This window comes from Streptomyces sp. YPW6 (assembly GCF_018866325.1).
In the GTDB taxonomy this organism is placed as follows: Bacteria; Actinomycetota; Actinomycetes; order Streptomycetales; family Streptomycetaceae; genus Streptomyces.
The window spans coordinates 4,293,412-4,306,892 of sequence record NZ_CP076457.1 but is presented as its reverse complement, the minus strand read 5'-3'; the positions used below and the strand labels follow the sequence as shown (position 1 = coordinate 4,306,892).

The 13,481-nt window shown below is 74.6% G+C and carries 9 protein-coding genes; 4 read left to right on the top strand and 5 right to left on the bottom strand.

What is annotated here, in order from left to right:
- Positions 1-18: 18 nt before the first annotated feature.
- Positions 19-2,196 (top strand): PQQ-binding-like beta-propeller repeat protein, encoded by a 2,178-nt coding sequence (locus tag KME66_RS19125; RefSeq protein WP_216329464.1) that lies wholly within the window; start codon positions 19-21, stop codon positions 2,194-2,196.
- Positions 2,197-2,494: 298 nt separating this feature from the next.
- Here the strand turns inward: KME66_RS19125 and ilvD are convergent, their stop codons facing one another.
- From ilvD to KME66_RS19105, 4 genes are all read right to left on the bottom strand, one after another.
- Complete coding sequence (ilvD, locus tag KME66_RS19120) at positions 2,495-4,345, bottom strand: dihydroxy-acid dehydratase (protein WP_216324036.1); 1,851 nt, start codon at positions 4,343-4,345, stop codon at positions 2,495-2,497.
- Positions 4,346-4,514: 169 nt separating this feature from the next.
- Positions 4,515-5,135 (bottom strand): TetR family transcriptional regulator, encoded by a 621-nt coding sequence (locus KME66_RS19115; protein ID WP_073225718.1) that lies wholly within the window; start codon positions 5,133-5,135, stop codon positions 4,515-4,517.
- 94 nt (positions 5,136-5,229) lie between these two features.
- Entirely contained in the window at positions 5,230-6,060 is an 831-nt protein-coding gene (locus KME66_RS19110; protein WP_216329463.1) for a sugar phosphate isomerase/epimerase, read from the bottom strand.
- 141 nt (positions 6,061-6,201) lie between these two features.
- Positions 6,202-7,152: a Ppx/GppA phosphatase family protein gene (locus KME66_RS19105; RefSeq protein WP_073225722.1), complete on the bottom strand. Its 951-nt coding sequence runs from the start codon at positions 7,150-7,152 to the stop codon at positions 6,202-6,204.
- Positions 7,153-7,191: 39 nt separating this feature from the next.
- On the opposite strand from KME66_RS19105, the gene KME66_RS19100 reads away from it, so the two are divergent.
- Entirely contained in the window at positions 7,192-8,055 is an 864-nt protein-coding gene (locus tag KME66_RS19100) for a hypothetical protein (RefSeq protein ID WP_073225724.1), read from the top strand.
- Between the two features lie 352 nt (positions 8,056-8,407).
- Here KME66_RS19100 and KME66_RS19095 read toward each other — a convergent pair whose 3' ends face one another.
- Positions 8,408-10,342, bottom strand: a complete 1,935-nt coding sequence (locus KME66_RS19095; protein ID WP_216324033.1) for a hypothetical protein — start codon at positions 10,340-10,342, stop codon at positions 8,408-8,410.
- 233 nt (positions 10,343-10,575) lie between these two features.
- Here KME66_RS19095 and radA point away from each other — a divergent pair, with 233 nt between their 5' ends.
- Both radA and disA read left to right on the top strand, forming a co-directional pair.
- Positions 10,576-11,997 carry a DNA repair protein RadA gene (gene radA / locus KME66_RS19090; protein ID WP_073226325.1) on the top strand — a complete coding sequence of 474 codons (1,422 nt, stop codon included), beginning with the start codon at positions 10,576-10,578 and terminating at the stop codon, positions 11,995-11,997.
- Positions 11,998-12,077: 80 nt separating this feature from the next.
- On the top strand, positions 12,078-13,202 hold the full coding sequence (gene disA, locus KME66_RS19085) for a DNA integrity scanning diadenylate cyclase DisA (RefSeq protein WP_073225728.1): 1,125 nt from the start codon (positions 12,078-12,080) through the stop codon (positions 13,200-13,202).
- Positions 13,203-13,481 lie beyond the last annotated feature (279 nt).

Sequence of the window (13,481 nt, the reverse complement as noted above, 5' to 3'; positions counted from 1 at the left end):
AACACACGGGGGTGGGCGATGCCGCCGCTGCGAGATCCCGGAGCGCTTCCGGAAGCGGAGTTCCCGCAGTACGCCGGCGCCTACCGGCTCGAAGCCCGCCTCGGCTCGGGCGGCATGGGGGTCGTGCATCTGGCCCGCTCGGCCTCGGGCCTGCAGCTCGCGGTGAAGGTCGTGCACGCGCCGCACGCGGCGGACACCGAGTTCAGGGCCCGGTTCCGGCAGGAGGTGGCGGCCGCGCGCCGCGTGAGCGGGGCGTTCACCGCCCCCGTCGTCGACGCCGATCCGGAGGCCGGCCGGCCCTGGATGGCCACCCTGTACGTTCCCGGGCCCACGCTCGCCGAGCAGGTGAAGCGGAACGGCCCGATGGCCCCCGCCGCGCTGCGCAGGCTGACCGCCGGACTCGCCGAGGCGCTGCGGGACATCCACCGCGCCGGTGTCATCCACCGCGACCTGAAACCGAGCAACGTCCTGCTGACCGACGGGGGCCCCAAGGTCATCGACTTCGGGATCTCCCGGCCGTACGACAGTGATCTGCGCACCGAGACCGGCAAGCTGATCGGGTCGCCGCCCTACATGGCTCCCGAGCAGTTCCAGCGGCCGCGCGAGGTGGGGCCGCCCGCCGACGTCTTCGCGCTGGGAGCCGTGATCGTCCACGCGGCGACGGGGCGGGGGCCGTTCGACTCGGACAGCCCGTACATCGTGGCGTACCAGGTGGTGCACGATCAGCCGGATCTGGGCGGGGTGCCCGGGGAGCTGGCCCCGCTGGTCGCCCGGTGCCTGGCGAAGGACCCGGCGGACCGGCCGACGCCGGACGAGGTGATGGCCGCGCTGGGACCGCCGTCGTACGCGGCCGAGGCGTTCGTACCGGCGCAGCGGCGGCGGGCGGCGGTCGCGGCGGCGGTGCCGGCCGTGCCGGACGGGGAGCGGGACGGTTCGGAGGAGGACACGCATGTGCGGGCCGCGCCGCCGGTCCGCCGCCCGTGGCTGCCGCGGACCCGGCTGGTCGTGGCCGCCGCGGTGCTTCTGCTGGCGGCGGGGGCGGGGACGGGGGCGTACGCGATGCGGGACGGCGGCGGTACGGAGGCGGGCCCGCCGGGGCCGGGGCCCGAGGCGGAGACGGACGGGCCGAAGGCTCGGGGTGCCGTCACTCCCTGGCGTACCGGGCTGCGGACCACCGGGAGCGCCACGCCCGCCTGCGCCGGCGCCGGGGACGCGCTGTACTGCTCGGCGGCCGGCGCCGGCACGGTCCGGATCGACCCGGCGGACGGGCGCGTGGTCTGGTCGGCCCGGTCCGCCGAGGACGGGATCGCGCACGCTCCGGTCGTCTCGGGCGCGGTGGTGCTGGCCGGCGGTCCGGACGGGAAGCTGCGGGCGTTCGACCCGGTGCAGGGGACCCCCGTCCGGGACACCGCGCTGCCCGCGGGCCCCGGTGCGGCCTTTCCGGCGGGCGGCACCCTGCTGGCCGTAGCGGACGACGGGACGGTGAGCGCGCTGGACGGGGCGAGCGGGGCGTCCCGCTGGAGGAAGCCGCTGGCGGGGCACGTACGGCCGGGCTTCGCGCTGTACGACGGTGGGTCCGGGCTCGCCTACGCCGTCGAGCACGCGGCCTCGGGCGCGTCGACCCTCGTCACGGCGGTGGACGCGGAGAGCGGCCGGGTGTCCTGGCAGCGGCGGCTGGACGGGGTGCTGACACCGGTCTCCGCGGCCGGGGCCGGGGAGCTGGTGCTGACGGCGATGGACGCGAACTCGGACACCGTCGGGGTGGTCCGGTACGCGGCCGCGTCCGGTTCCACCGCCCGGATCGCGCTGCCCTTCGCTCTGGACGGGGCGCAGGCGGTCATGGCTGGGGAGGTGGTGTACCTGCTGGGACGGGGCGGTTCGCTGCTGGCCGTCGACACGGCGGCGGGCGCTGCGCGGGCGGAGCTGTGGCGGCTGGAGACCGGGGTGGGGCGGGCGTCGGCCCCGGTGCTCGGGGAGGGCGGGCGGCTGTACTTCTCCGCGGCGGACGGGCGGTTGCTGGCGGTCGACACGGCACGGGGTGCGCTGGTGGGGCAGACGCGGGCCCGGCTGAGCGACGGGAAGCTGACGTACGCGTCCGTGCTGCCCGCACCGGTGGCGGTGGGGCGGACGGTGGTGGGGACGGCCCCGGACGGCTCGGTGTTCGCGGTGGACGGGGCGGACCCGGGCGACTGGTGAGGGCGGGCGCGCCCTCGGGTTTTCCGGGGCTCTGCCCCGGTCCCCGCTGCTGCGTCTGAGGGCCCGTGGCGGTCGCCCCGAGGCCGCCGGGGAGGCGGGAGGAGCGGCTGAGGAGGCGCCGGCAGGCCGTGGACGAGGAACCGCCCTCCGCCGGGAACGCCGGAGGGATCGCACGAACGGCGGGAAAAGGGCGGCCCCTCCGCCGACAGCACCGGCGGAGGGGCTCGCACGCGTCGCCCGGAGCCGCCTCACGGGGAGGCCGCGTCGCCCGGGGCCGCCACTTGAGGCGGCGGGCTCGTCAGCCGAGCTTCGAGATGTCGCGGACCGCGCCCCGGTCGGCGCTCGTCGCCATCGCCGCGTAGGCGCGCAGTGCGGCCGAGACCTTGCGGTCGCGGTTCTTCGGGGCGTACACCCCGTTCAGCGCCTCGCGGCGGGCCGCCAGTGCGGCGTCGTCGACGAGCAGTTCGATGGAGCGGTTCGGGATGTCGATGCGAATCCGGTCGCCGTCCTCGACGAGCGCGATGGTGCCGCCGGAGGCCGCCTCCGGCGAGGCGTGGCCGATGGAGAGGCCCGACGTGCCGCCGGAGAAGCGGCCGTCGGTGACCAGGGCGCAGACCTTGCCCAGGCCCCGGCCCTTGAGGAAGGAGGTGGGGTAGAGCATCTCCTGCATACCGGGGCCGCCCCTCGGGCCCTCGTACCGGATGACGACGACGTCGCCCGGCTGGATCTCCTTGCGGAGGATCTTGTCGACGGCCTCGTCCTGCGATTCGCAGACGACGGCGGGGCCCTCGAAGGTCCAGATCGACTCGTCGACGCCGGCCGTCTTCACAACGCAGCCGTCCTCGGCGAGGTTGCCCTTGAGGACGGCGAGGCCGCCGTCCTCGGAGTAGGCGTGACCGACGTCGCGGATGCAGCCGCCCGCAGCGTCGAGGTCGAGGGTGTCCCACCGCTCGGACTGCGAGAAGGCGGTCGCGGAGCGGACGCAGCCGGGGGCGGCGTGCCACAGCTCGACGGCCTCGGGGGACGGGGAGCCGCCGCGGACGTCCCAGTCCTTCAGCCACTCGGCGAGGGTGTCGGAGTGCACCGAGTGGACGTCCTCGTTGAGCAGGCCGCCGCGGTGGAGTTCGCCGAGGAGGGCGGGGATGCCGCCGGCGCGGTGGACGTCCTCCATGTAGTACGTGCCGCCGGGGGCGACGTTGGGGGCGACCTTGGAGAGGCACGGGACGCGGCGGGAGACGGCGTCGATGTCGGCCAGGTCGTAGGCCAGCTCGGCCTCCTGGGCGGCGGCCAGCAGGTGCAGGATGGTGTTGGTCGAGCCGCCCATGGCGATGTCCAGCGCCATCGCGTTGTCGAACGCGGCGCGGGTGCCGATGGAGCGCGGCAGGACGGTGGCGTCGTCCTGCTCGTAGTAGCGCCGGGTGATCTCGACGATCGTGCGGCCGGCCTCCTCGTACAGCGCCTTGCGTGCGGTGTGGGTGGCGAGGACGGAGCCGTTGCCGGGGAGCGAGAGGCCGAGGGCCTCGGTCAGGCAGTTCATCGAGTTGGCGGTGAACATGCCGGAGCAGCTGCCGCAGGTGGGGCAGGCGTTCTCCTCGATGCGGAGGATGTCCTCGTCGGAGATCGACTCGTCGACCGCGTCGCTGATCGCGTTGACCAGGTCGAGTTTTCGCACGGTGCCGTCGACGAGGGTGGCTTTGCCGGCCTCCATCGGGCCGCCGGAGACGAAGACGGTCGGGATGTTGAGGCGCATGGCGGCGTTCAGCATGCCCGGGGTGATCTTGTCGCAGTTGGAGATGCAGATCAGGGCGTCCGCGCAGTGCGCCTCGACCATGTACTCCACGGAGTCGGCGATCAGGTCGCGGGAGGGCAGGCTGTAGAGCATGCCGCCGTGGCCCATCGCGATGCCGTCGTCCACGGCGATGGTGTTGAACTCGCGCGGGACCGCGCCCGCGGCCTGGATCGCCTCGGAGACGATCCGGCCGACCGGGGCGAGGTGGGTGTGGCCGGGGACGAACTCGGTGAACGAGTTGGCGACGGCGATGATCGGCTTGCCGATGTCCGCGCTCGCTACGCCCGACGCGCGCATTAGGGCGCGCGCGCCCGCCATGTTGCGTCCGTGGGTGACCGTGCGGGACCTCAGCTGGGGCATCGTCGCTCGCTCCTTCGGCAGGGGACCTGCCTCCGACAGTTGAAGAGAAGGCTGCCTTCGAGCGTACGCCCCGGATCCAAGATCTGGACAGACGGTCCGGAATGCGGGACGCGGTGGCCGGTGGGCGGTCGCCCCCACCGGTGCGTGCGCGCCGTCTCCGCCCGCCGCTTCAGCCCTCGCCCAGGTATCTCTGGAGCGTGGGCGCCACCATCGCGACGATGTCCTCCAGGTCGGCGGAGGCGAGCGGCTCGGCGCGGACCACGTACCGGAGCATCACGATGCCCAGCATGTGCGAGGCGGCCAGCTCGGCCCGGAGGGTCGGGTCCGGTACGGCCAGCTCGGCCGCGACCCGCTCCAGCAGCCGGCGCAGCACGAAGTCGCGCAGGACGTTCGCGGCCGCCTCGTGGGTGACCGCCGAGCGCAGGATCGCCAGCAGGGGCGTACGGGTGCCGGGATCCTCCCACACCGAGAGGAAGAAGCGCGCCAGCCGCTCCCCCAGGCCGTCCGGATCGCCGCCGAGGACGGCCGGGAGGACCAGGGCGGGTTCGAAGGTGACCTCGACGGCGGCGGCGAAGACCTCGTCCTTCGTACCGAAGTAGTGGTGGACGAGGGCCGCGTCGACCCCGGCGGCCTTGGCGATGCCCCGGATCGACGTCTTGTCGTAGCCGCGCTCGGCGAACTCCGCGCGGGCCGCCTCCAGGATGCGCGTACGGGCGTCGGGGCCTTCGGCGGCGGCCTTGCGGGAGGGGCGGCCCCGGCGGCGCGGGGCGGCGGGGGCGTCTTCGGTCATGGGCGCTTCGGGGGTCACGGTCGGCGGGACGGGTTCCTCGGTCACGGGCGGAGGTTCGGCTCCTCGGTCACGGGCCGGGGATCACGTTCCCCGGTCACGGGCGGTGGATCTTCGGGGACGGGCCGGGGGCGGCGGAGGTGGCCAGGTGGAGCCGGGTGAAGGCCAGCGCCTCCGCGAGATCGGCCTCGCGTTCGGCGGAGGACATCGCGCGGCGGGTGTTGACCTCGACGACGACATGGCCGTCGAAGCCCGTGCGGGCCAGGCGCTCCAGCAGCTCCGCGCACGGCTGGTCGCCCCGGCCGGGCACCAGGTGCTCGTCCTTGGCCGACCCCTTGCCGTCGGCGAGGTGGACGTGGGCGAGCCGGTCGCCCATCCGGTCCACCATGGCGAGCGCCTCGGTGCGGGCGGTCGCGGTGTGCGAGAGGTCGACCGTGAAGTGCCGGTAGTCGTCGTTGGTGACGTCCCAGTCGGGGGCGTACGCGAGCATCTCGCGGTCCCGGTAGCGCCAGGGGTACATGTTCTCGACGGCGAACCGGACGTCGGTCTCGCCGGCCATCCGCCAGATTCCGGTCACGAAGTCGCGGGCGTAGGTGCGCTGCCACCGGAACGGCGGGTGCACCACGACGGTGGAGGCGCCGAGCTTCTCGGCGGCGGCCTTCGCCCGCTGGAGCTTGACCCAGGGGTCGGTGGACCAGACGCGCTGGGTGATCAGGAGGCAGGGGGCGTGCACCGCCAGGATCGGCACCCGGTGGTAGTCGGAGAGGCGGCGCAGGGCCTCGATGTCCTGGCTGACGGGGTCGGTCCAGACCATGACCTCGACGCCGTCGTACCCCAGGCGCGCGGCGATCTCGAAGGCCGTCGCCGTGGACTCGGGGTAGACCGAGGCCGTCGACAGGGCGACCTTCGCATCGGGGATGCGCACCACTGGTTCTGCCACCTGGACAGCCTACGGGCAGCGATGCGCCACTCCGAGTGGTCCTGGCCGAAAGTGATCAGGGCCATGGACCCGTGACCGTACGTCACCGAAGCGGCGCGTCCGGTACGGCTCCGCCCGGCTCACCCCGCCTCAGCCGGGCAGGGCGGCGCGTTCCGTCGGGAGGTGGTCGAGGCGGCGCAGGATGACGCCCTCGCGCAGGGCCCAGGGGCAGATCTCCAGCTCGTCGACGCCGAACAGGTCCATCGCGCCCTCGGCCACCAGCGCCCCGGCGAGCAGCTGGGCGGCCCGGCCCTCGGAGACTCCGGGGAGCCGGCCGCGCTCCTCGACGGTCATCGCCGCCAGCTTGGGCACCCAGTCCTCCAGCGCCGTGCGGCTCAGCGAGCGCTGGACGTACAGGCCCTCGGTGGAGCGGGCGGCTCCGGCGATCCGGGCGAGCTGCTTGAAGGTCTTGGAGGTGGCGACGACGTGGTCGGGGCGGCCGGCCCGGCTGAACTCGCCCACCGTCCGCGCGATGCTGGCCCGGACGTGCCGGCGCAGCGCCCTGACCTGTTCGGGGCCGGCCGGGTCGTCCGGCAGCCAGGCGCTGGTGAGGCGACCCGCGCCGAGCGGCAGGGAGACGGCGGTGTCGGGCTCCTCGTCGATGCCGAAGGCGATCTCCAGGGAGCCGCCGCCGATGTCCAGGACCAGCAGCTTCCCCGCGGACCAGCCGAACCAGCGCCGGGCGGCCAGGAAGGTGAGCCGGGCCTCCTCCTCACCGCTGAGGACGGCGAGGTCGACGCCGGTCTCGATCCGCACCCGCTCCAGCACCTGGTCCGCGTTGGTGGCCTCGCGCACGGCGGAGGTGGCGAACGGCAGCACGTCCTCGCACCCCTTGTCCTCGGCGGCCTGGACGGCACCGGCGATCGTCGACACGAGCCGGTCGATGCCGAGGGGGCCGATCGCGCCGGTCTCGTCGAGGAGTTCGGCGAGCCGGAGCTCGGCCTTGTGCGAGTGCGCGGGCAGCGGGCGGGCGCCGGGGTGGGCGTCGACCACCAGCAGATGAACCGTGTTCGATCCCACGTCGAGGACTCCGAGTCTCATACGGGAACGCTACTGCGCCGCGCGACTTACTCTGGGCGCGTGCCAAAGACGAAAAAGGCTAAGCAGGACAAAGCCACGAAGAAGCCGAAGGCGAACAAGCAGACGTCACCGCCGGAGGCGAACGGACCGGACCCGGCCGACGAGAAGGGCGTCGACTTCGCACGGGCCTGGGTGGAGTTCCCCGACCCGGCCGACGACGAACAGGTCTTCCGCTGCGATCTGACCTGGCTGACGTCGCGTTGGACCTGCATCTTCGGCAGCGGCTGCCAGGGCATCCAGGCGGGCCGCGCCGACGACGGCTGCTGCACGCTGGGCGCGCACTTCTCCGACGAGGACGACGAGAAGCGGGTCGCGGAGCACGTGGCCAGGCTCACGCCGGAGCTGTGGCAGTTCCACGACGTCGGTACTCAGACGGGCTGGGTCGGCGTCGACGAGGACGGCGAACGCCAGACGCGCCGCTGGGAGGGTTCCTGCATCTTCCAGAACCGGCCGGGATTCTCCGCCGGAGCGGGCTGCTCGCTGCACATTCTGGCGCTGCGGGAGGGCAGGGAGCCGCTGGAGACCAAGCCGGACGTGTGCTGGCAGCTGCCGGTGCGGCGGACGTACGACTGGATCGACCGGCCGGACGACACCCGGGTGCTCCAGGTGACGATCGGGGAGTACGACCGCCGGGGCTGGGGGCCGGGCGGCCACGACCTGCACTGGTGGTGCACCTCGGCCACCTCGGCGCACGGGGCCGGTGACCCGGTGTACGTGTCCTACCGCCCGGAGCTGATCGAGCTGATGGGCAAGGAGGGCTACGACCGGCTGGCCGAGCTGTGCGAGGAACGGCTGTCCTCGCTGCTGCCGATGGCCCCGCACCCGGCGGACCCGCCGCTGCCCGCGGCGAGGAAGAAGGGCTGAGGGGCGGGGCCGGGGCCCGGGCGACCTGAGGCCCCGGGCGCCTGAGGCCGGGGCTGAGGGGCGGGGGCCGGGGCGGGGGGCTGGGGGCCGGCGGACCTGAAGCCTGGCTGAGGGTCAGGGCTGGGGGCCGGGGGGGGACCGGGAGTCGGGGCTGAGGACCGGAGGTGCAGCCGCAGCCGGGGCCCGGACCGGGGCCTCAGCCCGGGGTCCGGGGTAGCGGGCCCCGGGAAGCGGGTCGGGGGAAGCGGGCCGGGAGGACGCCACATCTGCCGGGCCATCTCCCGGGCCCCGTCGTCCTCCCCTTCCCTCAGCCCTCTCCCCCCTCCCGCCCCCTCCCCCGGACCCTCTTCTCTCAGCTCGTCGGGGCCGGATCGGCCGGGGACGGGTCCGTGGGGCTCGGGTCGGTCGGGTCCGGCGTCGGTTCGGGCGGGTCCGTGGGGTCGGGCGGATCGGTCGGGTCCGGCGGGTCCGTGGGGTCGGGGGTGCCCGGATCGGTGGGACCGGGGTCGGTGGGCCCCGGGTCGGTCGGGCCGGGATCCGTGGGACCGGGATCCGTGGGGCCCGGGTCGGTCGGGCCGGGATCCGTGGGACCGGGATCCGTGGGGCGGGGCGATTCCGCACCGGGGCGCGTGGGGCGCGGGCCGCCCGTGGGCGGAGCGGTGACGCCGTGGCCGTCGATGAGTACGGCGGAACCCTGGGGGGTCAGCGAGACGCGGGCCCGCCACGGCCCGGCCGGCTGCGCGTCCCCGATCACCGACACCGCGATCGTGGTGGACCGCCCGGCCGCGAGCGTGCCCGCCGTACGGCTCAGGCGCAGCCACGAGGCGTCCGTCGCCGCCGACCAGCCGACCGGCTCCCGGCCGGGGTTGGTCAGCGTGATCGTCGTGACGGCCCCGGAGGTCCGGGCCGTCACCGTCAGCCGGGCGTCGCCCCGCTCCGCGCCACCGGCACCGACCACCTCGGCGGTGACGTCCGGGACACGGGCGCCGAAGCGGTCACCGGGGCGGCCGTGGCCGGTGTTCTCGGGGTCGTACGGGTCACCGCTCATACCGTCGGCGCCGTCCACCTCCGTGGCGGTGACCGAGGCGCCGTCGTGGCCCTCGCCGGTCTGCGGCGCCCCCCGGTAGGCGGCCCAGAGGGCGATCACGGGGGCGGCGACCACGGTCGCGACGACCGTGGTCGTCACGACCCGGGCGCGCAGCCGGTCGCGGCGGGCGGCCTGGTCCTTGGGGTCGAGCGGATAGCCGCTCCGGTCGAAGCGGGGGCCCGCGGCGCGCGAGCGGTGGGCCTGGGCCATCGCGACGTACACGGAGGGGCGGGGGGCCTCCACGAGGGGCAGGGCGGCGACGGGGGCCAGGGCCGCTCCGGGCCAGGGGCCCGCAGCGTCGGCGCGTTCGGCGGCACGGCGGCAGCGGGGGCAGTCGTCGACGTGCCGGACGAGCTCGCGTCGCAGGGCGGCGGAGAGCAGCACCTGGTGGTCGCCGGTGAGCCGGGCGACGGTGGGGCAGTCGCCGCCCTCGACGACGGCGAGGGCGGCGCGGGTGCGCTCCACCTCGCAGGCCGCGGCGGCCAGCAGCTCCCGGGCGGTGGCCGGCTCAAGACTGAGCACGGCGGCGACGGCGCGCGGGGGGAGGCGGTGGCGTACGGCCAGTTCGAGGGCTTCGCGCTGCTCGGGGGTGGTGCCCGCGGCCTCGGGCCAGGCGAGTGTGGCGAGTTCCCTGCGGCGGGCCTCGGCGGCCGGTGACTCGGCGGGGGCGGGAGTGGCGGCGTCCTCGGGGGTGGCGGGGGTGGCGGGCGCGGTGTGCTCCGGCGTGCGGCGGGCGGTGCGCGCCCCGGGGGTGCTTCCGGTCGCGGTGCCGGTAGGAGCAGTGGCGCTGGTCTCGTTGCGGGTCTCGGAGGCCTTGGCCGTACGGGGTGGCTTGACCGTCCCCGAGGGGCGGCGGTGGGCCTGACGGCCGCGCCTGCGCTCGGTCAGCGCCCGCCGGCAGGTCCACCGGGCCAGCGCGTAGAGCCAGGATTGACGTTCCTCCTCGGCGGTGGGGCCCCGGGCGTCCTGCCGGTCCGCGATCGCCAGGACGGCGCCGAGCGCTTCGGTGGCCGCGTCGTGGTCGCAGAGCACGGAGAGGCAGTACGTGAAGAGGCCGTCGAGATACGGCTCGCAACGTGCGGGCGGTCGCTGTGCCGGGGCGTCGGTTCCTCGGCGGTGCGCCCGGTGTGCGCCGGTGGTGTGCGTCGGGGTCTCCAGCCTGCTGCTCGTCACCCGGCGACCGTAGGCAACGGAGCGCATGCCTCAAGTGCCCCTTGAGTACATTTAATCCTTACGGGTGAATGTATCCCTCGAAAGAGTTGGGAAAGCGGACAGAGATCCTGGATTCCCCCCGAAGTGCTCCGGAGTGCTTCCGTGCGCCCTGCGCGCGGCGGGGCGTGCAGGGCGAGCGCCGGGGCGTGCGGGCCGACGGCCGGGCTGGGCACGCCGACCGCCGGGGCGGTGTTGTCGTACCCCACCGATACGGTGACGCCATGGCTGCCCGTACGAAATCCGCGAAGGACCGGCCGTCCTACCGCTGCACCGAATGCGGCTGGACGACCGCCAAATGGCTCGGCCGTTGCCCCGAGTGCCAGGCCTGGGGGACGGTGGAGGAGTTCGGCGGCGCCCCCGCCGTACGCACGACCGCGGCGGGCCGGGTCTCCACCGCCGCGCTGCCGATCGGCCAGGTCGACAGCCGGACGGCCACCGCGCGCTCCACCGGCGTCGGCGAGCTCGACCGGGTGCTGGGCGGCGGGCTGGTGCCGGGCGCGGTCGTTCTGCTGGCGGGCGAGCCGGGCGTCGGCAAGTCGACGCTGCTGCTGGACGTGGCGGCCAAGGCGGCGAGCGACGCCCACCGCACGCTGTACGTGACCGCCGAGGAGTCCGCGAGCCAGGTCCGGCTGCGGGCCGACCGGATCAGGGCGATCAACGACCACCTCTACCTCGCGGCGGAGACGGACCTGTCGGCGGTGCTCGCGCATCTGGACGAGGTCAAGCCGTCGCTGCTGATCCTGGACTCGGTGCAGACGGTCGCCTCGCCCGAGATCGACGGCGCGCCCGGCGGGATGGCCCAGGTCCGGGAGGTGGCCGGGGCGCTGATCCGGGCCTCCAAGGAGCGCGGGATGGCCACGCTGCTCGTCGGCCACGTCACCAAGGACGGCGCGATCGCCGGGCCCCGGCTGCTGGAGCACCTGGTGGACGTGGTGCTGTCCTTCGAGGGCGACCGGCACGCCCGGCTGCGGCTGGTGCGCGGCGTCAAGAACCGCTACGGGGCGACCGACGAGGTCGGCTGCTTCGAGCTGCACGACGAGGGCATCACGGGTCTCGCCGACCCCTCGGGCCTGTTCCTGACCCGCCGCGACGTCGCCGTGCCGGGCACCTGCCTGACGGTGACGCTGGAGGGCAAGCGGCCCCTGGTCGCCGAGGTCCAGGCGCTCACCGTGGACTCGCAGATCCCCTCGCCCCGGCGCACGACCTCCGGCCTGGAGACCTCCCGGGTCTCCATGATGCTCGCCGTGCTGGAGCAGCGGGGCCGGATCAGCGCGCTCGGCAAGCGGGACATCTACAGCGCGACGGTGGGCGGCGTGAAGCTCACCGAGCCCGCCGCCGACCTGGCGGTCGCCCTCGCGCTGGCCAGCGCGGCCAGCGACACCCCGCTCCCGAAGAACCTCGTCGCGATCGGCGAGGTGGGGCTCGCGGGCGAGGTCAGAAGGGTCACCGGGGTGCAGCGGAGGCTGGCCGAGGCCCATCGTCTGGGCTTCACCCACGCCCTCGTACCGACCGACCCGGGGAGGGTCCCGGCCGGTATGAAGGTCACGGAAGTCGCCGACATGGGCGACGCCCTGCGGGTCCTCCCGCGCCGCTCTCGCCAGGAGGCGCCGCAGCCTCGTCAGGAAGACAACACGCGCCGGTAGACTTTGCCCTGGTCTCGCCCGCCCGTGGACACGGCATGGGGGACGCAAGGGCACCGCAAACCTGTGACCGGAGGAGTGCAGTGGCAGCCAACGACCGGGCGACGACGCCCGGAAAGTCCGGCCAAGGCACCGGTAACGAGGCGCTGATGCGCGCCTCGCTGAGCGCGGTCGCGCCCGGTATGGCCCTGCGGGACGGCCTGGAGCGCATTCTGCGCGGCAATACCGGCGGCCTGATCGTGCTGGGCATGGACCGGACCGTCGAGTCGATGTGCACCGGCGGGTTCGTGCTGGACGTGGAGTTCACGGCGACGCGCCTGCGCGAGCTGTGCAAGCTCGACGGAGCGCTGATCCTCGACAAGGACATGACCAAGATCCTGCGGGCCGGTGTGCAGCTGGTCCCGGACGCGTCGATCCCCACGGAGGAGACGGGCACCCGGCACCGTACGGCGGACCGGGTCTCCAAGGCGTGCGGCTTCCCCGTCGTCTCGGTCTCCCAGTCGATGCGGCTGATCGCGCTGTACGTGGACGGGGAGCGCCGGGTCCTGGAGGAGTCCTCCGCGATCCTGTCCCGGGCCAACCAGGCGCTCGCCACGCTGGAGCGGTACAAGCTGCGTCTCGACGAGGTCGCGGGCACGCTGTCCGCGCTGGAGATCGAGGACCTGGTCACCGTCCGGGACGTGACGGCGGTGGCGCAGCGGCTGGAGATGGTGCGGCGGATCGCGACGGAGATCGCGGAGTACGTGGTCGAGCTCGGCACCGACGGACGGCTGCTCTCCCTCCAGCTCGACGAGCTGATCGCGGGGGTGGAGCCGGAGCGGGAGCTGGTCGTCCGGGACTACGTCCCCGAGCCGACGGCGAAACGGTCGCGCACGGTGGCCGAGGCACTGACCGAGCTGGACTCCCTGACCCACACGGAGCTGCTGGAGCTGCCGGTGGTGGCGCGGGCGCTGGGCTACAGCGGCTCGCCGGAGACGCTGGACTCGGCGGTGTCGCCGCGGGGCTTCCGGCTGCTGGCGAAGGTGCCGCGGCTGCCGGGGGCGATCATCGAGCGGCTGGTGGAGCACTTCGGGGGGCTGCAGAAGCTGCTGGCCGCCAGCGTGGACGATCTCCAGGCGGTGGACGGGGTCGGCGAGGCGCGGGCGCGGAGTGTTCGCGAGGGGCTGTCACGGCTGGCGGAGTCGTCGATCCTGGAGCGGTACGTCTGAGGCCCGGCCGCGCGGCCGGAGCCCGTCACACGGTGCGGGTGCGGACTCCCGCGGTCCGCTGGTCGGTGCCTGTACGGGACCGGCGCGGGCCCTTCGGCGCAGCGCTCGTCCCCGCGGAGGGTGGGGCCCTCAAGCGCCGGACGGGCTTGGTTTTCCGGGCCCGCCCGGGGCCGTGAGCGCAGGGCCCGACCGCGTGGACGGTTCCGTCCCCGAACGCGGGGACGGGCCCGCATCGTCGCCGGCCCCGTAGGGGCAGCGCCCGCCCGGCTAGACGGTTCC